Raw genomic sequence first — 21,833 nt, 5'->3', positions numbered from 1 at the left:
GCTCGGACTCGACCAACAGTTCTTCTGCACCACGTTTGATCAGCGCTAGCTGCTCTTCAACCGACTTCATAACAGACCCGCAAGGCTCGAATTCAAAGGGAACCAACCATACAAGATCACGGGTCAAATACAAAGTTTGGCCGGCGCAATGACGCCAATCCGCCGGCAGAGTGTCCGCGGACTTGCTTCAGGGATGATTTGGTTATATTTTATACAGTTATTTCATCTTCATCATGTCATTCATCTTTTCCAATTCATCTTTTCAAAGTCAAAAATTACCTATGACCACAAAACCGTCTAAAGCGCCGCCGCTTTACCCGAAGACCCACCTGCTCGCCGCAAGTGGTATCGCCGCCCTTCTTAGCCTGGCTCTTCTGGTATTCCCTTCCAGTGATGTTGAAGCCAAAAAGACAACGCTCAGTCTTGAACTGGAAAGTCCTGCTGAACAACTGACACAAGACCAAGACGCCGCTGAAGCCGTCCAAGCCACAAATGAGCCGGAAGCTTCACCTTTCGCGCAGATCGAAGAAAGCGCCGAAGACCCTACCGCCACGGCTCAAGCCGCCCCCGCGCCAGTGGTCGAGCCGCCGAAAGCGCCCAACCACAAAGAAGTGATTGTCGGCAAAGGTGACACCCTGTCCACGCTGTTCGAAAAAGTCGGCCTGCCAGCCGCTTTCGTCCATGAAGTATTGGCCAGCGACAAGCAGGCCAAACAGTTCAGCCAGCTCAAGCGCGGCCAGAAACTCGAATTCGAACTGAGCCCGGAAGGCCAGTTGACCAGCCTGCACAGCAAGGTCAGCGACCTCGAAACCATCACCCTGTCGAAGAATGACAAGGGTTATGCGTTCAACCGCATCACTGCCAAACCGACCGTGCGCTCTGCTTATGTACATGGCGTGATCAACAGTTCGCTGTCGCAATCGGCTGCACGCGCCGGCCTGTCGCACAGCCTGACCATGGACATGGCCAGCGTGTTTGGCTACGACGTCGACTTCGCTCAGGATATTCGCCAGGGTGACGAGTTCGACGTGATCTACGAACAGAAAGTCGTCAACGGCAAGGCCGTCGGCAATGGCCCGATCCTCTCCGCGCGCTTCACCAACCGCGGCAAGACCTACACCGCCGTGCGTTACACCAACAAACAAGGCAACAGCGCCTACTACACCGCTGACGGCAACAGCATGCGCAAGGCGTTCATCCGCACGCCGGTAGACTTCGCGCGCATCAGCTCGAAGTTCTCCATGGGCCGCAAACACCCGATCCTGAACAAGATCCGCGCGCACAAAGGCGTCGATTACGCGGCGCCGCGCGGTACGCCAATCAAGGCAACCGGTGACGGCAAAGTGTTATTGGCGGGCCGTCGCGGCGGTTATGGCAACACCATCATCATTCAGCACGGCAACACCTACCGCACGCTGTACGGTCACATGCAAGGCTTCGCCAAAAACGTGAAGACTGGCGGCTCCGTCAAGCAGGGTCAGGTGATTGGTTATATCGGCACCACTGGCCTGTCGACCGGCCCGCACTTGCACTACGAGTTCCAGGTCAATGGCGTCCACGTCGACCCATTGGGCCAGAAGCTGCCGATGGCTGATCCGATTGCCAAAGGCGAGCGCTCACGTTTCCTCGCGCAAAGTCAGCCATTGATGGCGCGGATGGACCAAGAGAAGGCCACCATGCTGGCCTCGAGCAAACGCTAAGCCATGGCGTTCTATATAGGTGTGATGTCCGGGACCAGCCTTGATGGCCTGGACATTGCGCTGATCGAGCAGACCTCGGCGATCAAGCTGATCGCCACGCACTACATCCCCATGCCTGACACCCTGCGCGCCGAGCTGCTCGGCTTGTGCGCCAGCGGCCCGGACGAGATTGCCCGCTCCGCCATCGCCCAGCAGAACTGGGTGACACTGGCAGCGCAAGGCATTCACGCCCTCCTCGACCAACAACACCTGAAACCTGCAGACATTCGCGCGATTGGCAGCCACGGCCAGACCATTCGCCACGAACCGGCGCGCGGTTTTACCGTGCAAATCGGCAATCCCGCGCTGCTCACCGAGCTGACCGGCATTACCGTTGTCAGTGATTTCCGCAGCCGCGACGTCGCTGCCGGCGGCCAGGGCGCGCCGCTGGTGCCAGCCTTCCACGAAGCGTTGTTTGAACAGCAGCCGGGCAATCGTGCGGTATTGAACGTGGGCGGTTTCAGCAATCTGAGCTTGATCGAACCGGGCAAAGCGGTCGCCGGTTTTGACTGCGGTCCGGGTAATGTCTTGCTCGATGCCTGGATTTACCAGCAACGCGGCGACAACTTTGATCGCGACGGTCAATGGGCGGCCAGCGGCAAGATTGAGCCGACATTGCTGAGCGAATTGTTGAGCGATCCCTTCTTCGTAACCAAAGGCCCGAAGAGCACCGGCCGCGAAGTGTTCAACCTGGCGTGGCTGATGCAGCACCTGTCGCACTTGCCGACCTTCGCTGCCGAAGACGTGCAGGCAACGCTGCTCGAACTGACCGCCCTGACGATCATCGAGTCACTGCAAAGCGCTCAATCAAACACCCGAGAATTGCTGGTCTGTGGTGGCGGCGCGCACAACGCTGCGCTGATGGCGCGTTTGGCGAGCCTGTTGCCGAACGCCAAGGTCAGCAGCACTGCCGCGTACGGCGTTGATCCGGACTGGGTCGAAGCGATGGCGTTCGCGTGGCTGGCGCATTGCTGCCTCGAAGGCATCGCCGCCAACCGCCCGAGCGTCACCGGCGCGCGCGGCTTGCGCATCCTTGGCGCGATCTATCCCGCGTAGCTCTTCATAAAGGATCCTGGTCATAAAGAATCCTGGCCATCGCTAATCCCGGACAGCAAAACGCCGCAGAGCTTTTAAGCCATGCGGCGTTTTTTGTTGCGGTAACGCGGATCAGATCGAGAACGACGAACCGCAACCACAGGTGGTGCTGGCGTTCGGATTCTTGATCACGAACCGCGAACCTTCCAGACCTTCCTGGTAATCCACCTCGGCACCTGCCAGGTATTGGAAGCTCATCGGGTCAACGACCAGACTGACACCTTCGCGCTCGACGATGGTGTCGTCATCGGCCACTTCTTCATCGAAGGTGAAGCCGTACTGAAAACCTGAACAACCACCGCCCGTAACAAATACGCGCAGCTTCAAGCGATCATTCCCCTCTTCATCGACCAGGCTCTTCACCTTGTGCGCGGCACCGTGGGTGAATTGCAAAGCCGTGGGGGTGAAGGATTCGACGCTCATGTTAACTATCTCCCGGCGTTACGCCGCCATAATGCGTGATGACGCGCATTATCCGCTTCTCCTAGAAAATTGGTCAACTATTGTTACGGTATATCAATCGATCTAATTGTCAGACCAAAATGCAAGAAGGCCCGAATCACGCGCCTTCTTGTGTAGCGCGATAAAGCCTTAAGGCAACATACCCGCGTGGGACAGACCAAAACGCTCATCGAGGCCGAACAGGATGTTCATGTTCTGCACCGCTTGGCCCGACGCGCCTTTGACCAGGTTATCGATCACCGACAACACCACCACCAGGTCGCCATCCTGCGGACGGTGCACGGCGATTCGGCAGACATTCGCGCCGCGTACGCTGCGGGTTTCCGGGTGACTGCCGGCCGGCATGACATCGACGAACGGTTCGTTGGCATAACGCTTTTCAAACAGCGCCTGCAGATCCACCGAACGATCAACCACAGTGGCGTAAAGCGTCGAGTGGATGCCACGAATCATCGGCGTCAGGTGCGGAACGAACGTCAGGCCAACATCCTTGCCCGAAGCGCGACGCAGACCCTGGCGAATTTCCGGCAGGTGACGGTGACCTTTCACCGCGTAGGCCTTCATGCTTTCCGAGGTCTCGGCGTACAAAGAACCCACCGCCGCGCCACGACCGGCACCGCTGACGCCGGATTTGCAGTCAGCGATCAGGCGCGAAGTGTCGGCCAGACCTGCTTCAAGCAACGGCAGGAAACCCAATTGCGTGGCGGTCGGGTAGCAACCCGGCACGGCGATCAGGCGCGCTTGCTTGATCTGCTCGCGATTGACTTCCGGCAGACCGTAAACCGCCTCTTCCAGCAACTGCGGCGCACCGTGCGGCTGGCCGTACCACTTGGCCCACTCATCGGCGTCATCCAGACGAAAGTCCGCCGACAGGTCGATGACCTTGGTGCCCGCCGCCAGCAACTCACCGGCCAAAGCGTGCGCCACACCGTGCGGCGTGGCGAAGAACACCACATCGCAGGCGCCCAGGGTTTTGGTGTCCGGAACGCTGAACGCCAGGCCGTCGTAATGACCGCGCAGGTTTGGGTACAGATCAGCCACGGCCAGACCGGCCTCGGATCGGGAAGTGATGACCACCACTTCTGCTTGCGGATGCTGCGCCAACAGACGCAGCAGTTCGACACCGGTGTAACCCGTGCCGCCGACGATACCGACCTTGACCATAAACCTGCCCTCAACGAACCACTGGAAAGCCGTCGATAATAGGGGCCGCGCGGCCCTGCGACAACCGTCAAGGTGACGCGCGGCGGCACAAGCCTCTACTATCCCCGCTACCGTGAACCTGGGAATAACTAAAAAATGCTCTATCTATGGATCAAAGCGCTTCACATCATCAGCATGGTCTGCTGGTTTGCCGGCCTGTTTTACCTGCCGCGCCTGTTCGTCTACCACGCGCAAAGTGAAGACACCGTCAGCAAGGAACGCTTCAGCCTCATGGAGCGCAAGTTGTACCGCGGCATCATGGGCCCGGCGATGATGGCCACGCTGATCTTTGGCGGCGCTCTCATCTACCTCAACCCGAGCATCTTCAGCAGCGGTGCGTGGATTCACGCCAAGTTGACCCTGGTGGTCCTTCTTATCGGCTACCACCACATGTGCGGCGCGCAGGTAAAACGTTTTGCCCGTGGCGAAAACACCCGCAGCCATGTCTTTTATCGCTGGTTCAATGAGGTGCCGGTTCTGATATTGCTGGCTATCGTAATTTTGGTCGTGGTCAAGCCGTTCTAAACTCAATCAGCCGCAATTAACCGGGGTACTTCCAATGTCGCTGCCCGCTCTGCTCGAACAACGTTTGCGTTTGCCCGTGGTGGTCGCGCCGATGTTCCTGATTTCCAATCCGCAGTTGGTGCTGGCCTGCTGCCGTAATGGCGTGGTCGGCAGCTTCCCTGCGTTGAACCAACGCGAAAGCAGTGGCTTCAAGGCCTGGCTGGAAGAGATCGAAGCCGGGTTGGCGACCTTGGAAAACCCGGCGCCTTACGCGGTGAACCTGATCGTCCACAACAGTAATCCGCGCCTGCAAGCGGATCTGCAGATCTGTATCGAACACAAAGTGCCGATCGTCATCACCAGCCTCGGCGCCGTGAAAGAACTGGTGGACGCGGTGCACAGTTATGGCGGCCTGGTGTTTCACGACGTAACGACCCGCCGTCATGCCGAGAAAGCTGCCGAGGCCGGCGTCGATGGGCTGATCGCCGTGGCTGCCGGGGCTGGTGGTCACGCCGGGACCTGGAGCCCGTTCTCGCTGATCGCCGAGATTCGCCAGTTCTTCGACAAAACGTTACTGCTGGCCGGCTGTCTGAACCATGGCCACGAAGTGCTTGCGGCACAATTGCTCGGCGCGGATTTGGCCTACTTCGGAACGCGATTTATCGGCACCACCGAAAGTCATGCACCTGACGCCTACAAGCAGATGTTGCTGACATCCAATGCGGCAGACATCGTCCATACTCCTGCGGTGTCGGGGGTTCCGGCGAGTTTCATGCGCCAGAGCCTGGAAGCGGCCGGTTTTGATATGGCAGCGCTGCAAGGCAAGGGTGAAGTGAATTTCGGCTCCAAATTGAAACCGTTGAGCGACGAAGCCAAAGCCTGGAAGACCGTGTGGTCAGCCGGCCAAGGTGTTGGTGACATCCATGATTTGCCGAGCGTCGACGAATTGGTCGCACGCCTCGACGCGGAGTATCGCCAGGCGCTGGAACGCGCTGCTCAGCTGCCGCAACGCTGGCCACGCTAGCGGTAAAACTTGGCCAGCCACTCGCGGCTGGCCGTACACTGCTCGACCGTCACACCCCACTTTCCAAAATTGCGTGACAAGGATGCCCCGGACATGAGCGACAACCGTTACAAGATCGTCTTTGACGGCACCCTGCTGCCGGGCGTTGACCTCAGCACAGCCAAACTCAACCTCGCCGACCTGTTCAAAAGTGAAGTCGCGGCCATCGAACGACTGTTCACTGGGCGCACAGTTGCGCTCAAACGCGACTTGTCACAACTCGACGCACAAACTTACCTGCAGGCACTGAGAAAAACCGGGATCGACGCGCGCATCGAAGCCGAACCAGCGATCGAGCTGAACCTGGCCGATGTTCCTGAACATGCGCCGGTCAGTCTGCACAAGGCGCCGGCCGACCCGGAATCGCCTTATGCGCCACCACGGGCTACCGTCGGTGAGGCCGTGCCGGCATTCGCCACACTACGCCCCTTCAGCTTTACCGGCCGCATCGGTCGTGTACGTTTCCTCGCATGGACGATGGCGCTGACCCTGGTAACGCTGGGCATCGGTTCGGTTCTGGCGATTTTCGGCATCGCGCTGATTGGCGCGGACTCGACTGCCGGGCTGATTCTCGGTGGGCTGCTGCTGTTTATCCTGCTGCTGGTGCTGGCGGTCATCAGCATTCAGTTCAGCGTTCAGCGCTTGCACGACATTGGCTGGTCGGGCTGGTTGTGGCTGATCAACCTCGTGCCGTTCGTGGGCAGCTTCTTCCCGTTCGTGATCATGGTGGTTCCCGGCAACACCACGGCCAACCAGTACGGCCCGCCGCCGCCGCCGAACAGCACAGTGGTCAAGGTTCTGGCCTGGTTGTGGCTGGCATTTATCGCGCTGATCTTCGTTGGCGCACTGGCCGGCGGCATCACGGCGCTGCAGCAAGAGTACGAAACGGCTGCCGAAACCAGCTACGACAGCAGCACGGTGATTACCGATGACGTCGAAGTCGAGTCTGCCGACGAGGCTGAAGAGGCACCAAATTCGGCCGACGACGCAGCGGATGCAGCCGAAGAAGCCCAGCCCCCTGTAGACTCTGCGCAAGAATGAACAGCGCTCCCCGCCCGTGACACCTGCGTCGCGGGCGCGGAGCTGTTGCGATGGAGAACTGCATGACCCGTTACGCTCTGATCACTGGCGCTTCCAGCGGCATCGGCCTGGCGATGGCCGAAGCGCTGGCCCGGCGCGGCCGCAGCCTGATTCTGGTGGCCCGACAACGTGATCAGCTGGAAAGTATTGCGATTGAACTGACTCAGCGTTTTGGCGTGGAAGTGTTGTTCCGCGCCTGCGACCTCGGCGAACCGTTACGGCTCTCCGGGTTTTTGCTGGAACTGGAAGAAGGTGATCGGCAGATTGATCTGCTGGTCAACTGCGCCGGCATCGGCACCTGCGGACCGTTTCTGGCGCAGGACTGGATGACCGAGCAGGACCTGATCGAAGTCAACATCCTCGCGCTCACGCGCCTGTGCCACGCGATTGGCAACAGCATGGCGTTGCAGGGCGGCGGGCAGATTCTGAATGTCGCCTCAGTGGCGGCCTTCCAGCCCGGCCCGTGGATGAGCACCTACTACGCGAGCAAGGCTTACGTGTTGCATTTTTCCGAAGGCTTGCGCGTCGAGCTGAAGAAATGCGCGGTCAAGGTTTCGGTGTTGTGCCCAGGCCCGACGCGTACGGCGTTTTTTCGCACGGCGCAACTGGACACGGCCAAGGTCAACAACAGTCGAGCGCTGATGAGCCCGGAAGAAGTGGCGCTGTATACCGTTCGCGCACTGGAAAAGAACCGCGCGATCATTATTCCGGGCCGGCGTAATCGCTGGATCACCTGCCTGCCGCGCTTCGGCTCACGGTGGCTGACCCGGACCATCGCCGGCATGGTCAACAAGTCCCATTGCCCGCGCTGAAGCTCAAACAGGTAAAAGGCTGGGCTCCGGTCTACCCCATGGTTACACTCGGGCCAGCCCAAACAACGGAGAAAACAGCTGTGGATACTCTGTTCACCAAGATCATCAACCGGGAAATCCCGGCCAAGATCATCTACGAGGACGACCAGGTTCTGGCCTTCCACGACATCGCCCCACAGGCCCCGGTGCATTTTCTGGTCATCCCGAAAAAACCGGTGCGCACCCTCAATGACCTGACCGAAGACGACAAGGCGCTGGCTGGGCACATCCTGTTCACTGCCCAACGCCTGGCGCTGGAACTGGGCTGCGAAGAAGGCTTCCGCGTGGTCATGAATTGCAATGAACTTGGTGGGCAGACGGTCTATCACATTCATATGCACGTGCTGGGACAGCGCCAGATGACCTGGCCACCGGGCTGATTCACCGCCCTGCCCCTGTAGGAGCAAGGCTTGCCCGCGAAGAACGATCACGCGGTCGATCCAAATGACCGCATGAGGCCATTCGCGGGCAAGCCTCGCTCCTACAGGTTCGTGGTGATTGCCACAAATGACCCAGCGCAATCCTTACCCGGCCGATTCAGTTAAACTGGCCGCCGAGATTCCACCGGAGATCAGCATGACTACCCAGCGTCACTACTCGCCAATTGATCGTCTTCTGCTGCAAGCCGATGCCGCGATGCGCACTTTGCTGCCCTTCAGTGGCCAGCCCTATCGCCCGTCGCCCGCCATCGTGCAGCCCGAAGTGCAAATGAGCGACGAAGACACCCGGCACGTTGCCGGCCTGATGCGCATCAACCATACCGGCGAAGTCTGCGCCCAGGCGCTGTATCAGGGCCAGGCCCTGACCGCCAAGCTGCCGCAAGTGCGCGCCGCCATGGAACATGCCGCTGAAGAAGAAATCGATCATCTGGTGTGGTGCGAACAACGCATTCACCAGTTGGGCAGCCATACCAGCATTCTCAATCCACTGTTTTATGGCATGTCGTTCGGCATCGGCGCCGTTGCCGGGTTGATCAGCGATAAAGTCAGCCTTGGATTTGTCGCGGCGACCGAGCATCAAGTGTGTAAGCACTTGAATGAACACCTGGAGCAACTGCCGGCCGAGGATGAAAAGTCCCGGGCGATTCTCGAGCAGATGCGCATCGATGAAGAACACCACGCGGAAAGCGCGTTGGATGCCGGTGGTTTTCGCTTCCCGGCACCGGTGAAGTTCGGGATGAGCTTGTTGGCCAAGGTGATGACCAAGAGCACCTACCGGATCTGACCGCCGGGCTTTGCTCCCACAAGCCATAAAAAAGGCGACTGCCGTGAGGTAGTCGCCTTTTTTTGTGCTCGAAAATCTTAAGTCGGCATATTGCGCGCGTAGAAGATTTCCAGCATTTCGTGTTTCACACGGTCGGTCACCTGGGCGCGTTGCTCGGATGACAGGCTGTTGGTCGCGTCGCCGAACAGGTAATCGTCCAGTTCGAAGTTCTTCAACAGCATTTTGGTGTGGAACAGGTTTTCCTGGTAAACGTTCACGTCAGTCATCTGGTAACTGTCGCGGGTGTCTTCGGAAAGGTAGTTCTGGATCGAGTTGATCTCGTGATCGATGAAGTGCTTTTTGCCTTCAACGTCACGGGTGAAACCGCGCACGCGGTAATCCACGGTCACGATGTCCGAATCGAACTGGTGAATCAGGAAGTTGAGCGCTTTAAGCGGTGAAATGACGCCGCAGGTCGACACGTCAATGTCCACACGGAATGTTGCAATACCGTCCACCGGATGGATTTCCGGATAGGTGTGCACCGTGATGTGGCTCTTGTCGAGGTGGGCCAGGATAATTTCCGGCAGCGGGCCCGGAGACTCTTCGATCTGGCTGTCGGTCGGCGTGACCGGCTCTTCAGAGATCAGAATCGTGACGCTGGCGCCCTGTGGATCATAGTCCTGACTGGCAATGTTCAGGATGTTGGCACCAATGATATCGACAACTTCCGTGAGGATCTGCGTCAGGCGTTTCGCGTTGTACTCTTCATTGATGTACTCGACGTAAGCCTGCTGGTCTTGCGGAGTTTCCGCGTAGCAGATGTCATAGATGTTGAAGCTCAAGGTCTTTGTCAGGTTATTGAACCCGTGGAGCTTGAGTTTGCTTTTCACCGTTAAAAACTCTCTATGTATTGCGGCCCGGCCGCGTGATCAAGCATGCCCGTCAGATGCGAACAACGCACCTGCGTAGGACGGTTAACACCTCTTCGCGATGGCGATTTTGGTTGTCTGTTCGGGCGCGGGACCTGTCGGGGTGACGGGCCACGACCCTGAAAAAAGTGGCGCATTATGCAGACGTCAGCTGGGGATCGCCAGAGTCTGCACTGCTTTTATGATAGTTGAATGTCGATTCAACCCAGTTCGATGATTTCGTAGTCGTGCGTAATGGCCACGCCAGCCGCGCCGAGCATGATCGAGGCCGAGCAATATTTCTCGGCGGAGAGTTCAATGGCCCGTTTGACCTGAGCTTCTTTCAAGCCACGGCCCTTGACCACGAAGTGCATGTGAATCTTGGTGAACACCTTCGGGTCTTCGCTCGCGCGCTCGGCTTCGAGGAAGGCTTCGCAGCTCTCGACCGCCTGACGGGATTTCTTGAGAATGCTGACCACATCGAAATTGCTGCAACCGCCGACACCCAGCAGGAGCATTTCCATCGGGCGTACACCCAGATTGCGGCCGCCGGCGTCGGGCGGGCCATCCATGACTACCACGTGACCACTGCCGGATTCGCCGAGGAACATGGCTTCGCCAGCCCATTGGATGCGTGCCTTCATCGCCAAGACTCCACTGTATAAAAAAGGGTCGCCAGCTTAGCACAGGGCCCCGCCCGCACAGCGCTCGCGCGTCCTCGGACCGATGTGCCGAGCTTGTAGGCAAATTCTCGAATCATGAGCGAATGTGTCTGTTAAGCTGGCGCCAATTCACTGGCGCATAGCCAGCTATCAAGCGAATGAAAAAATCGCAGGCTTCGCCCGCTCCCACAAAAACACTAAAACACCGTGCAGTCTTTTCGGGATACAACCATGGTTGCTATTACCCCCACACCCAAAATCAAGAACCTCGACAAACTGTTGATGCATTGCCAGCGCCGTCGTTACGCGGCCAAGAGCAACATCATCTGCGCTGGCGACCGCTCTGAAAGCCTGTTCTTCATCATCAAGGGCTCGGTCACCATCCTGATCGAGGACGACGACGGGCGCGAGATGATCATCTCGTACCTGAACGCCGGGGACTTTTTCGGTGAGTTGGGTTTGTTCGAACAGGCTGGCCTGGAACAGCAACGCAGCGCTTGGGTGCGCGCCAAGGTTGAATGCGAAGTTGCGGAAATCAGCTACGCCAAGTTTCGCGAACTGTCCCTGATAGATCCGGACATTCTTTACGTGCTTAGCGGACAAATCGCACAACGCCTGCGCAACACCACGCGCAAGGTCGGCGACCTGGCTTTCTTTGATGTCACCGGACGTGTCGCCCGTTGCCTGCTGGAGCTGTGCAAGCAACCGGACGCCATGACTCACCCGGACGGCATGCAGATCAAAGTCACGCGTCAGGAAATCGGACGGATTGTCGGGTGTTCACGCGAGATGGTCGGTCGCGTCCTCAAGGATCTTGAGGAACGCAACCTGGTGGATGTCAAAGGCAAGACCATGGTGGTCTTCGGCACGCGTTAAGCGCTGAACATCTGCGCCAGCAACTGGCGATACAACGCGTCGAGACGCTCCAGCGCATCCGGCGCGGCGAACTTCTCATGCAGCGCAATGTGGCTTTCGGCGCGCACTCGCTGCTCGAGGCCGCAGGCTTGATTGAAGCGATTGACCGCCGCCACCATCGAGTCCCGTTCGTTATCCAGCAACAAAGCTCCGTGCACCAGACCGACCGGCCGCGTTCCGCCCTTGCTCTGGCGCCAGCGCTGAGCGGTGCCGACCATCTTGCGCCGATCAAGATTGACGTTGAATCGGCCATCACAGAATGCGCCTTCGATTTCGCCCAGCGACGCGACGCCGCCCAACTCATCCAGCAGCTGACAAATCGGATCGCAGAGTCGGCGGTAAGCGGTTTCGATGCGATTCTGGTCGCCTTCGCTGCGCGGCGCCGCGTAGACCAGGGCGATGTTGACGGTGGCGGCCGATTGCGGAACGGGTTCACCACCGGTTTCGCGCAGTAGCACTGGCCAACCGGCGGCGGCTGATACTTCACACGCAGATTCGAACAGCGGCAAACGGCTCAAGCGACGCGGCATAACCAGTGCGCGGTCGCTGGGTTGCCAGAACAGCAGAGCAAAATCCGAGTCGCCGGCGCACACCGAAGCGAGCAGATCCTGTTCGGCTTGCAGGCCGGCTTCGATGGTCAGCGAGGTAATCAGGGTCATAAGGTATTCCGTCGGACGTTAAGTCTAGGGTGCGTCTTATGCCGTCATCGCGAGCAAGCTCGCTCCCACACTGGATCGCATGTTCAACGAAGATCCCCTGTAAGAGCGAGCTTGCTCGCGATGCTTTTATCAGTCGAGCGTCGAACCACTCACCACACTGCCGCGTTCCGGGAAGAACAAACGCTGCAGTTCGGTGCCCGGGCTTTCGGCGCGCATGAACGCTTCGCCGACCAGGAACGCGTACACGTCGCTGATTTCCATCAGCTCGACATCGGCGCGGTTGAAAATCCCGCTCTCGGTAATCACCAAACGGTCACGCGGAATGCGCGGCAACAGGTCGAGGGTGGTTTCGAGGTTGACATCGAAGGTGTGCAGGTTGCGGTTGTTCACGCCCACCAACGGCGTGTCGAGGGTTTTCAACGCGCGCTCCAGTTCGTCGCCATCGTGCACTTCCACCAACACATCGAGGCCGACACTTTTCGCCACGGCGGCCAGCTCGGCCATTTTCACGTCGTCGAGTGCGGAGACGATCAACAGCACGCAATCAGCGCCGAGCGCACGGGACTCGATGATCTGGTACGGATCGATCATGAAGTCCTTGCGGATCACCGGCAGTTTGCACGCCGCGCGGGCCTGTTGCAGGTAGGCGTCGGCGCCCTGGAAGTAATCGATATCGGTGAGCACCGAGAGGCACGTCGCGCCGCCCTTCTCGTAGCTCTTGGCGAGGTCGGCGGGCACGAAGTTCTCGCGGATCACCCCTTTGCTCGGCGAGGCTTTCTTGATTTCGGCAATCACCGCCGGCTGCTTGAGCTTGGCTTGAGCGATCAGCGCCTGGGCGAAACCACGCGGGGCATCGGCAGCCCTGGCCAGGTTCTCCAACTCGGCCAGGCTGACACGGGCGCTACGCTCGGCAACTTCCTGGACCTTGCGGGCCAGAATGTTTTCCAGAACCGTCGGTACACTCATCCCTCATTCTCCACTCGAAATACCGCGGTAAACGCACCCAGCTCCTCGAGTTTCTCCCGAGCGAGGCCGGTGTGCAGCGCGTCGTGCGCCAGGGCAACGCCCTCTTTCAAACTGCTTGCGTGGTCCGCGGCATACAGCGCGGCACCGGCATTGAGCACAATCATCTCGGCGGCTTTCTGGCCGTTCTCGGTCTTGCGTTTGCCCAAGGCATCGCGGATCAATTCCAGTGAAGCGGCCGGGCTTTCGACCGACAGACCGTGCAGGCTCTGGCTCTTCATGCCGAGGTCTTCCGGTTCGACCCAATATTCGGTGATCTGGTCGTTCTTCAACTCAGCGACAAAGGTCGGTGCGGCGAGGCTGAATTCGTCGAGGCCATCCTTCGAATGCACCACCAACACATGTTTGCTGCCCATGCGCTGCAAGACTTCGGCCAATGGCCGGCACAGCGCCGGGTTGAACACGCCGACCACCTGATGTTTCACGCCGGCCGGATTCGTAAGCGGGCCGAGCATGTTGAACAGGGTGCGCAGGCCCAAGTCCTTGCGCGGACCGGCGGCGTACTTCATCGCGCTGTGGTGAGTCTGGGCAAACATGAAACCGATGCCGACGTTATCGATGCAACGCGCGACCTGCACCGGCGTCAGGTTCAGGTAGATCCCGGCGGCTTCGAGCAAATCGGCACTGCCACTTTTGCCCGAAACCGCACGGTTACCGTGCTTGGCCACCGTGCAACCGGCTGCCGCGACGACGAAGGAAGAAGCGGTCGACACGTTGAAAATGTTCGCACCGTCACCGCCGGTGCCGACCACATCGACGACGCCGTCGAGGGTCTTGAGTTCGACTTTGTCCGCCAGCTCACGCATGACCGACACCGCGCCGACGATCTCGTCGATGCTTTCGCTCTTCATGCGCATGGCCATCATGAACGCGCCAACCTGCGCGTCGGTGCATTGCCCGGTCATGATTTCGCGCATCACGTCGCGCATTTCATCGGTGCTGAGGTCGAGGTGATCGACGATACGGCTCAGGGCTGTCTTGATGTTCATGAAAAGTCCTTAGCGCGTGCCGCCGGTTTGTTTGAGGAAGTTTGCGAACAGCTCGTGGCCCTGCTCGGTGAGGATTGATTCCGGGTGAAATTGCACACCTTCGATGTTCAGCGTCTTGTGGCGCAGGCCCATGATCTCGTCGACCGAACCGTCTTCGAGTTGGGTCCAGGCAGTCAGTTCGAGGCAATCGGGCAGAGTGTCGTGCTTGACGATCAGAGAGTGGTAGCGGGTAACCGTCAGCGGATGATTCAAGCCTGCGAATACACCCTTGTCCTCATGGAATACCGGACTAGTCTTACCGTGCATGACCTGACGGGCGCGGACCACGTCGCCGCCAAAGGCTTGGCCGATCGACTGGTGACCGAGGCACACGCCGAGGATCGGCAGTTTGCCGGCGAAGTGCTTGATCGCTTCGATGGAGATGCCGGCTTCGGTCGGCGTGCAAGGACCGGGGGAAACGACGATGCGCTCAGGGTTGAGGGCTTCGATTTCGGCAATGGTGAGTTCATCGTTGCGCACGACTTTGACCTGGGAGCCCAGCTCACCGAGGTATTGCACAACGTTGTAAGTAAAAGAGTCGTAGTTATCGATCATCAGCAACATGGCGAAGAACCTCTTGAATTCACTGACTTTTAAGACAGCCTTCGAATGATTGCCCGCAGCGCGCTGCGCTTTGTCTGGTGCTGGAGTGCGCCAGCCAAGCGGCAATTCAAACAGTTAAAGAAGGCGAAGCGGTACAGGTCCGGCGAGGCCGGCAAAAGAATTCAGGCGCGCCAACGCCAGCGGGCGTGTGCCTTGATGACTTGATCCAGGAGTTTGCTGATGATCAACACGGGAAAGGTCTCATTCATACGTCTCGGCACAGTAACTTAGCTGGGCAGAGCGTGCAATATGGCACACGCCAAGGGTGGCGAAACAAATCAGCGCTGCACGACAGATGGCAAAAGGCCGGAAGTTTTTGGTACTGTCGTTTCGTTCACTACAACAATAAATAAACGGACTTGCACATGATCAAACAGACGTTGTTTGTACCGCTCGCCAGTTGCCTGCTCGCCATGGCTTGCGCCCAAGCGTATGCGGCGCCCTCCCCTTATTCGAACTTTGTGGTGTTCGGCGACAGCCTGAACGACGCCGGGACGTTTGCCGACACCGGCGGCCCTGCCGGCTCGACCCAGCGTTACACCAACCGCATTGGCCCGGTGTATCTGGATGGCAGCGGTGAAGTGCGCTCGCTCAATTCCACGCAAATTCTCGGCGGCAAACTGGGTTTCTCGGCGGATCAGACCGCCTCGTCATCCTCCGCAGTACGCGCCAACCAAGGCCTGGCCGATGGCAACAACTGGGCGGTCGGCGGTTATCGCACCGACCAGATTCTCGATTCGATCACCAGCACCTCCGCCACCGGCGAACGCACGCGCGCCGGTTACCTGCCGTCGAACAACTTCCGCGCCGACCCGAACGCGTTGTATTACCTGTCGGGCGGCGGCAACGATTTCCTTCAGGGCCGGGTCACCAGTCTGCCGCAGGCCAGCGCCGCTGCGGATCGTCTGGTCAGCAGCGTGCAAACCCTGCAACAGGCCGGCGCGCGTTACATCATGGTCTGGCTGCTGCCGGACATCGGGTTCACCCCGGCCTTCAATGGTTCGCCGCTGCAATCGTTCACCTCGCAGCTCAGCAACCAGTTCAACACTGAACTGGTCAGCCAGTTGCAAAGCGTCAACGCCAACATCATTCCGCTGAACATTCCGGTGCTGCTCAAAGAGACGTTCGCCAATCCCGGCCAGTTCGGTTTGGCCACTGACCAGAACCTCAGCGCGACCTGCTTCAGCGGCAGCGGTTGCCTGGCCAACCCGCAATATGGCATCAACGGCCTGACGCCGGATCCGACCAAGCTGATTTACAACGACGCAGTCCACCCGACCGAAGCCGGGCAGCGGCTGATCGCCGATTACGCCTATTCGCTGCTGGCGGCGCCATGGGAAGCGACGCTGCTGCCGGAAATGGCCCAAGGCACTTTGCGCTCGCATCAGGATGCGCTGCGCAACCAGTGGCTGGCTGATTGGGAAAACTGGCAAGGCGTTGGCCAATGGCGGGCGATTGTTGCCGGCGGTGGCCAGCATCAGGATTTCGACAGCCAACGCAGCGGCGCCAGTGCTGACGGCAATGGTTACAACCTCAACATCGGTGGCAGTTACCGTCTCAACGACGCTTGGCGCGTAGGTCTGGCGGCGGGTTTCTACAATCAGAAACTTGAGGCCGGCGACCACGATTCCGACTACAAGCTCAACACCTACCTGGGCACCGCGTTTGCGCAATATCAGCAGAATCGCTGGTGGGGTGACGCGGCGTTGACCGCCGGGCATCTGGACTACGACAGCCTCAAGCGCAAATTCCAGTTGGGCGTGAATGAGCGCGCGGAGAAAGGTGATACCGACGGTTATGTGGTCGCCATCAGCGGTCGCGTCGGTTACGACATCGCGCCACTGGCGAGCAGCCCGTGGCACTTGTCGCCGTTCGTGAGCGCGGATTTCGCCAAGGTTGAAGTCGATGGATATTCGGAGAACGGCGCCAACTCGACGGCGCTGACTTTCGATGATCAGTCACGCATTTCCCGGCGTCTGGGCGTGGGCATCCAAGGCAAATACCAGATCACTGCGCAAACCCAGGTGTTCGGCGAACTGGCCCACGAGCGTGAGTACAACGACGACGCGCAAGACGTAACGATGAACCTCAACAGCCTGCCGAACAATCGCTACACGTTGGCCGGTTACACCCCGCAGTCCAATTTGAACCGGTTGAATCTGGGCGTGAGCCATAACCTGACCAAGGATTTGGCGTTGCGGGCGAGTTATGACATTCGCAAGGACGATGACTTTACTCAGCAAGGCGTCAATGTTGGGGTAAGTCTGGATTTCTGATCCGGTAAACAGCCGCCCATAAAAAACGCGGCGCCCTCACAGGCGCCGCGTTTTTTTATGGCTGATCAACACACATGTTGTGGCGAGGTAGCCTGTCGTGGCGAGGGGGCTTGCCCCCGTTCGGCTACGCAGCAGTCCAATCCAGACGACTAGATAAATCTGGAAGAATGCTGGGGGCCGCTTCGCGACCCGACGGGGGCAAGCCCCCTCGCCACAAAAGCTCACTCCCACAAGGGATTTGTGTTTACTCAGGTGTCCGGGGTTTGCTCAGCCAGCGCTACAGCACGGAACATCGCGCGGCGTTTGTTCAGGGTTTCTTCCCATTCCAGCGCCGGCACCGAGTCGGCGACGATGCCGCCACCGGCCTGCACGTGCAGTTCGCCGTCCTTGATCACCGCCGTGCGGATCGCAATCGCGGTGTCCATGTTGCCGTTCCACGCGAAATAACCCACCGCCCCGCCATACACGCCACGCTTGACCGGCTCCAGCTCGTCGATGATTTCCATCGCGCGAATCTTCGGCGCGCCGGACAACGTGCCCGCCGGCAGAATCGCCCGCAGCGCGTCCATCGCCGTCAGCCCGGCCTTCAATTGCCCGGTGACGTTGGAAACAATGTGCATCACGTTGGAATAACGCTCGATGACCATCTTCTCGGTGAGCTTCACCGAACCGATCTCCGACACGCGACCGGTGTCGTTACGACCAAGGTCGATCAGCATCAAGTGCTCGGCGATTTCCTTGTCGTCGGACAGCAAGTCCTTTTCCAGCGCGACATCCGCCTCTTCGTTGGCCCCGCGTGGGCGGGTGCCGGCAATCGGGCGCACGGTGATCAGGTTGTCTTCGACCCGCACCAGCACTTCCGGCGAACTGCCGACGACGTGGAAGTCACCGAAGTTGAAGAAGTACATATAAGGCGTCGGGTTGAAGCAACGCAGCGCGCGGTACAGATCAATCGGCGCAGCCTTGAAGTCGATCGACATGCGCTGCGACGGCACAACCTGCATGCAGTCGCCGGCCAGAATGTATTCCTTGATGGTGTCGACGGCTTTTTCGTAATCGTCCTGGGTGAAACTCGAGCGGAACACCGGATCAGCCGACTGTTGTTTGCTGAAGTCCAGACCGCGACGCGGAGTGATCGGCTGGCGCAGTTTCTCCAGCAGTTCCTCCAGGCGTGCCTGACCCTGTTCGAAAGCATCGGCTTGCGCAGGATCAGCCAGAACGATCGCGTGCATCTTGCCGGCCAGGTTGTCGAACACCACGACTGCGTCAGAAACCATCAGCAGAATGTCCGGCACGCCCAGCGGGTCCGGGTTCGGGCACTTGCCCAGACGCTTCTCCACATAACGCACGCAGTCATAACCGAAGTAACCCACCAGACCGCCATTGAAGCGCGGCAGGCCGGGGATGGTCGGCACGTTGTAACGGGCTTTGAATTCTTCGACGAAGGCCAGCGGATCTTCGGCTTCGAGGCTTTCGATCTCGACGCCGTCGTGGGTCACGCTGATCTGATGATCGTGGACCCGCAACACCGTGCGGCACGGCAGGCCGATGATCGAATAACGGCCCCACTTTTCGCCGCCCTGCACCGATTCCAGCAGATAGGAATTCGGCTCGTCGGCCAGTTTCAGGTAGATCGACAGCGGTGTGTCGAAGTCGGCCAGGGTTTCGCAGGCCATCGGGATACGGTTATAGCCGGCAGCGGCCAAACGCAGGAATTCTTCGCGGATCATGGGGTAGCCTCGTGGCTTGAGGGTCTAACGGTCAGGTATGCAAACGCGCCGGGATACCGGCCAGGAACAAGTCAGGCGCGCCAACGCCAGCGGGCCAGGGCCTTGATGACTTTCATCCAGAGTTTGCGAGTGACCACCACGATGGCGTTTCCAGAAGGGGGTTGATCGGCGTCGGGCAACGTTATCCCAGCCGCCAGATCCAGGCAACCGGGAATTAGCTTGCGCAGATCGTCGATCACCAGCGCCGGCGACTCTTCGGCAATCGGCCGGCCGTGGTTGTAGCCGTAGCTCAGCGCCACGCACTTGACCCCCGCCGCTTTCGCCGCCAGCACATCGCTGCGCGAATCGCCGACAAACAACGATTTCGACGCGGGGATGTTGGCCATTTTCATCACGAAGAACAGCGCGGCCGGGTCAGGTTTTTTCTGCGGCAGGGTGTCGCCGCCGATGATCCATTTGAAGTAACGACCGATCTTCATCTGGTCCAGCAACGGCGCGACAAAGCGTTCCGGTTTGTTGGTGATCAGCGCCATCTCGACGCCTTGCTTGTGCAGCCATTTCAGGGTGTCGCGCACGCCGGGATAGACCACGGTCAGCTCATGGCTTTCGCTATAAGCCTGCATGAAAATCTCCAGCGCGCCCTCCGCCTCGCCATCATCGACCGCCGAATGCTCGATGCCACCGGCCAGCGCCCGGCGCACCAACACCGGCGCGCCGTTGCCGACCCATTGGCGCACCGACTCGAGACCGGCCGGTTCGCGGCCGAGTTTGAGCAGCATGTTATCCACGGCAACCGCGAGGTCGGGGACCGAATCGATCAGCGTGCCATCCAGATCGAACATCACCAGTCGCGGCAGACGCCCCGGGAACAGCTGCTCAAAGCCACTCATGGACGAGCCAGCGCCAGTTCGGAACGCATCTTCTCGATCACTTCCTGATAGTTCGGCGCATTGAAGATCGCCGAGCCGGCGACAAAGGTGTCGGCGCCCGCAGCGGCGATTTCACGGATGTTGTTGACGTTGACACCGCCGTCGATTTCCAGGCGAATGTCGCGGCCCGAAGCATCGATCAGCGCCCGCGCCTGACGCAGTTTGTCGAGGGTGCCGGGGATGAATTTCTGGCCACCGAAGCCTGGGTTGACGCTCATCAGCAAGATCATGTCGACCTTGTCCATGACGTATTCGAGCACGCTCAGCGGGGTCGCCGGGTTGAACACCAGGCCAGCCTTGCAGCCGCCCTCGCGGATCAGTTGCAGCGAGCGATCGACGTGTTGCGTGGCTTCCGGGTGGAAGGTGATGTAGGTCGCGCCGGCCTCGATGAAGTCACCGACGATGCGATCCACCGGGCTGACCATCAAGTGCGCGTCGATCGGCGCGGTCACGCCGTACTTGCGCAATGCCGCGCAGACCATCGGGCCGATGGTCAGGTTGGGCACGTAGTGGTTGTCCATGACGTCGAAGTGCACGAAGTCGGCGCCAGCGGCCAGGACGTTGTCCACTTCTTCGCCGAGGCGGGCGAAGTCGGCGGAGAGAATCGAAGGAGCAATTACGAAGGGCTGCATGACGCACCTTTTTTGAGCAGAATCACGATGGCGCGCATTGTATACCTCATGCTTTGACGCGCGCACCGTGGCCGCGATGATTGACCCGATCTAGTAGGCCGCTCGGTAAATCTTCTCGATATCGACGGCGCTCAGCTTGCGCGGATTGTTGCGCATCAGGCGCTCGATGCCTGCGGCTTCAACGGCCATGGCCGGGATCGCGTCTTCGGGCACGCCGAAGCTGCGCAAGCCTTGGGGGATTTCCACCGCCGTGCACAGCGCCGTCATCGCTTCCACGGCTAGGTCTGCGGCATCGGTTGCGCTCAGGTGCGCCGTCTTGACGCCCATGGCTTCGGCAATATCTTGCATGCGCTCGACGCAGGCGAGTTTGTTCCAGGTCATGACATACGGCAGCAGCAGAGCATTGCTGACGCCGTGCGCAATGTTGTAGCGCCCGCCCAGCGGATAGGCCAGCGCATGCACCGCGCCGACCCCGGCATTGCCGAACGCCATGCCGGCCATCAGGCTGGCGGTGGCCATGTCTTCACGCGCTTGCAGGTTGTTCGGGTTGGCGTAGGCCTTGGGCAGCGCCTGGGTGATCAACTTGATCGCGCCAATCGCCAAGGCATCGGTAATCGCCGAGGCATTCAGCGACAAATATGATTCGACGGCATGCACCAACGCATCGACGCCACTGGCGGCGGTGACACTGCGCGGGCAGGTCAGGGTCATTTGCGGGCTGACCAGCGCCACGTCCGGTAATAGATAGTCGCTGACGATGCCTTTCTTCAACTGCGCGACTTTGTCGGAGAGGATCGCCACGTTGGTGACTTCGGAACCGGTGCCGGCGGTGGTCGGGATGGCGATCAGCGGCGGGCCTTTGCGCGGCACTTGATCGACGCCGAACAGATCTTCCAGCGCACCGTGGTAACCGGCATACGCCGCAACACTTTTGGCGATGTCGATCGCACTGCCGCCGCCGAGGCCGATCAAGCCGTCATGCCCGCCCTCGCGGTAGACGCGCATGCAGTCTTCGACGATGGCGATTTCCGGGTCGGGCAATACGCGGTCGAAGATTTCGTAAGGGCGATCACCCAATTGCGCCAGCGCCAGTTCGACCGTGCCGGACTTGACCAGCGCGGCGTCGGTGACGATCAGCGGGTTATCGATGTCGAGACGTGTCAGCTCGGCCGCCAGTTGCTCGATGGCAGCCGCGCCGGTGATCAGTTTGTGGGCGATTTTGAAAGAGGAAAGACTCATCTGCGCAGCCTCTTATCGTTGGGGAA

General features: G+C 59.6%; 23 protein-coding genes (1 of these 23 only partly in view). 10 read left to right on the top strand and 13 right to left on the bottom strand.

Going from position 1 to position 21,833, the window contains the following annotated elements; genetic code table 11:
- Positions 1-70 carry the 5' portion of a tyrosine--tRNA ligase gene (gene tyrS / locus BLU01_RS15945; RefSeq protein WP_092277382.1) on the bottom strand. It extends 1,130 nt beyond the left edge of the window, so the window shows 70 of its 1,200 coding nt (coding positions 1-70); its start codon is at positions 68-70; its stop codon lies off the left edge, out of view.
- A gap of 211 nt (positions 71-281) precedes the next feature.
- Between tyrS and BLU01_RS15940 the strand changes: the two genes are divergently transcribed.
- Entirely contained in the window at positions 282-1,700 is a 1,419-nt protein-coding gene (locus BLU01_RS15940) for a peptidoglycan DD-metalloendopeptidase family protein (RefSeq protein WP_092277379.1), read from the top strand.
- 3 nt (positions 1,701-1,703) lie between these two features.
- The gene (locus BLU01_RS15935; RefSeq protein WP_092277376.1) at positions 1,704-2,795 is read left to right on the top strand and encodes an anhydro-N-acetylmuramic acid kinase; all 1,092 of its coding nucleotides are present in this window, start codon (positions 1,704-1,706) and stop codon (positions 2,793-2,795) included.
- A 111-nt stretch (positions 2,796-2,906) separates the two neighbouring features.
- Here BLU01_RS15935 and erpA read toward each other — a convergent pair whose 3' ends face one another.
- Complete coding sequence (gene erpA / locus BLU01_RS15930; protein ID WP_007947969.1) at positions 2,907-3,257, bottom strand: iron-sulfur cluster insertion protein ErpA; 351 nt, start codon at positions 3,255-3,257, stop codon at positions 2,907-2,909.
- Between the two features lie 168 nt (positions 3,258-3,425).
- Positions 3,426-4,460 (bottom strand): N-acetyl-gamma-glutamyl-phosphate reductase, encoded by a 1,035-nt coding sequence (argC, locus tag BLU01_RS15925; RefSeq protein WP_092277373.1) that lies wholly within the window; start codon positions 4,458-4,460, stop codon positions 3,426-3,428.
- A 135-nt stretch (positions 4,461-4,595) separates the two neighbouring features.
- On the opposite strand from argC, the gene hemJ reads away from it, so the two are divergent.
- From hemJ to coq7, 6 genes are all read left to right on the top strand, one after another.
- Positions 4,596-5,024, top strand: a complete 429-nt coding sequence (hemJ, locus tag BLU01_RS15920; RefSeq protein ID WP_092277370.1) for a protoporphyrinogen oxidase HemJ — start codon at positions 4,596-4,598, stop codon at positions 5,022-5,024.
- A gap of 34 nt (positions 5,025-5,058) precedes the next feature.
- On the top strand, positions 5,059-6,027 hold the full coding sequence (locus BLU01_RS15915) for an NAD(P)H-dependent flavin oxidoreductase (RefSeq protein ID WP_092277367.1): 969 nt from the start codon (positions 5,059-5,061) through the stop codon (positions 6,025-6,027).
- A 93-nt stretch (positions 6,028-6,120) separates the two neighbouring features.
- The gene (locus tag BLU01_RS15910) at positions 6,121-7,107 is read left to right on the top strand and encodes a DUF805 domain-containing protein (RefSeq protein WP_092277364.1); all 987 of its coding nucleotides are present in this window, start codon (positions 6,121-6,123) and stop codon (positions 7,105-7,107) included.
- Positions 7,108-7,169: 62 nt separating this feature from the next.
- The gene (locus BLU01_RS15905; RefSeq protein WP_092277361.1) at positions 7,170-7,958 is read left to right on the top strand and encodes an SDR family NAD(P)-dependent oxidoreductase; all 789 of its coding nucleotides are present in this window, start codon (positions 7,170-7,172) and stop codon (positions 7,956-7,958) included.
- Between the two features lie 80 nt (positions 7,959-8,038).
- A complete protein-coding gene (locus BLU01_RS15900) occupies positions 8,039-8,377 on the top strand; it encodes a histidine triad nucleotide-binding protein (protein ID WP_092277358.1) in 339 nt (112 codons plus the stop codon).
- Positions 8,378-8,573: 196 nt separating this feature from the next.
- Positions 8,574-9,221: a 2-polyprenyl-3-methyl-6-methoxy-1,4-benzoquinone monooxygenase gene (coq7, locus tag BLU01_RS15895; RefSeq protein WP_092281630.1), complete on the top strand. Its 648-nt coding sequence runs from the start codon at positions 8,574-8,576 to the stop codon at positions 9,219-9,221.
- A gap of 77 nt (positions 9,222-9,298) precedes the next feature.
- On the opposite strand, the gene speD is transcribed toward coq7, so the two are convergent.
- Positions 9,299-10,093, bottom strand: coding sequence for an adenosylmethionine decarboxylase (speD, locus tag BLU01_RS15890; protein ID WP_092277355.1), 795 nt, complete (start codon positions 10,091-10,093; stop codon positions 9,299-9,301).
- Positions 10,094-10,332: 239 nt separating this feature from the next.
- On the bottom strand, positions 10,333-10,755 hold the full coding sequence (locus tag BLU01_RS15885; RefSeq protein ID WP_092277352.1) for an OsmC family protein: 423 nt from the start codon (positions 10,753-10,755) through the stop codon (positions 10,333-10,335).
- Between the two features lie 249 nt (positions 10,756-11,004).
- Here BLU01_RS15885 and crp point away from each other — a divergent pair, with 249 nt between their 5' ends.
- Positions 11,005-11,649 carry a cAMP-activated global transcriptional regulator CRP gene (crp, locus tag BLU01_RS15880; RefSeq protein WP_092277349.1) on the top strand — a complete coding sequence of 215 codons (645 nt, stop codon included), beginning with the start codon at positions 11,005-11,007 and terminating at the stop codon, positions 11,647-11,649.
- Here the strand turns inward: crp and BLU01_RS15875 are convergent.
- The 4 genes from BLU01_RS15875 to BLU01_RS15860 form a co-directional block, all read right to left on the bottom strand.
- Positions 11,646-12,347, bottom strand: a complete 702-nt coding sequence (locus BLU01_RS15875) for a lipoate--protein ligase family protein (protein WP_092277346.1) — start codon at positions 12,345-12,347, stop codon at positions 11,646-11,648. The two genes, crp and BLU01_RS15875, sit on opposite strands and share 4 nt — an antisense overlap.
- Positions 12,348-12,476: 129 nt before the next feature.
- Positions 12,477-13,313: an indole-3-glycerol phosphate synthase TrpC gene (trpC, locus tag BLU01_RS15870; protein WP_092277343.1), complete on the bottom strand. Its 837-nt coding sequence runs from the start codon at positions 13,311-13,313 to the stop codon at positions 12,477-12,479.
- The gene (gene trpD, locus BLU01_RS15865; protein ID WP_092277340.1) at positions 13,310-14,359 is read right to left on the bottom strand and encodes an anthranilate phosphoribosyltransferase; all 1,050 of its coding nucleotides are present in this window, start codon (positions 14,357-14,359) and stop codon (positions 13,310-13,312) included. The genes trpC and trpD overlap by 4 nt, the downstream gene beginning before the upstream one ends.
- Positions 14,360-14,368: 9 nt before the next feature.
- Positions 14,369-14,962: an aminodeoxychorismate/anthranilate synthase component II gene (locus BLU01_RS15860; RefSeq protein WP_092277337.1), complete on the bottom strand. Its 594-nt coding sequence runs from the start codon at positions 14,960-14,962 to the stop codon at positions 14,369-14,371.
- A 404-nt stretch (positions 14,963-15,366) separates the two neighbouring features.
- Between BLU01_RS15860 and estP the strand changes: the two genes are divergently transcribed.
- Positions 15,367-17,277, top strand: a complete 1,911-nt coding sequence (gene estP / locus BLU01_RS15855) for an esterase EstP (RefSeq protein WP_092277334.1) — start codon at positions 15,367-15,369, stop codon at positions 17,275-17,277.
- A 248-nt stretch (positions 17,278-17,525) separates the two neighbouring features.
- On the opposite strand, the gene trpE is transcribed toward estP, so the two are convergent.
- The 4 genes from trpE to BLU01_RS15835 all read right to left on the bottom strand — a co-directional run bounded on the left by trpE (position 17,526) and on the right by BLU01_RS15835 (position 21,807).
- The gene (trpE, locus tag BLU01_RS15850; RefSeq protein WP_092277331.1) at positions 17,526-19,007 is read right to left on the bottom strand and encodes an anthranilate synthase component I; all 1,482 of its coding nucleotides are present in this window, start codon (positions 19,005-19,007) and stop codon (positions 17,526-17,528) included.
- Positions 19,008-19,078: 71 nt separating this feature from the next.
- Positions 19,079-19,897, bottom strand: a complete 819-nt coding sequence (locus BLU01_RS15845) for a phosphoglycolate phosphatase (protein ID WP_092277327.1) — start codon at positions 19,895-19,897, stop codon at positions 19,079-19,081.
- Positions 19,894-20,568 (bottom strand): ribulose-phosphate 3-epimerase, encoded by a 675-nt coding sequence (rpe, locus tag BLU01_RS15840; protein ID WP_092277324.1) that lies wholly within the window; start codon positions 20,566-20,568, stop codon positions 19,894-19,896. Before rpe ends, BLU01_RS15845 begins: the two co-directional genes overlap by 4 nt.
- Positions 20,569-20,658: 90 nt before the next feature.
- Complete coding sequence (locus BLU01_RS15835) at positions 20,659-21,807, bottom strand: iron-containing alcohol dehydrogenase (protein WP_092277321.1); 1,149 nt, start codon at positions 21,805-21,807, stop codon at positions 20,659-20,661.
- Between the last annotated feature and the right edge of the window lie 26 nt (positions 21,808-21,833).

Origin of the sequence: Pseudomonas prosekii, assembly GCF_900105155.1 — a bacterium.
GTDB lineage: Bacteria > Pseudomonadota > Gammaproteobacteria > Pseudomonadales > Pseudomonadaceae > Aquipseudomonas > Aquipseudomonas prosekii.
This window is presented reverse-complemented; position numbering and strand designations above follow the sequence as displayed.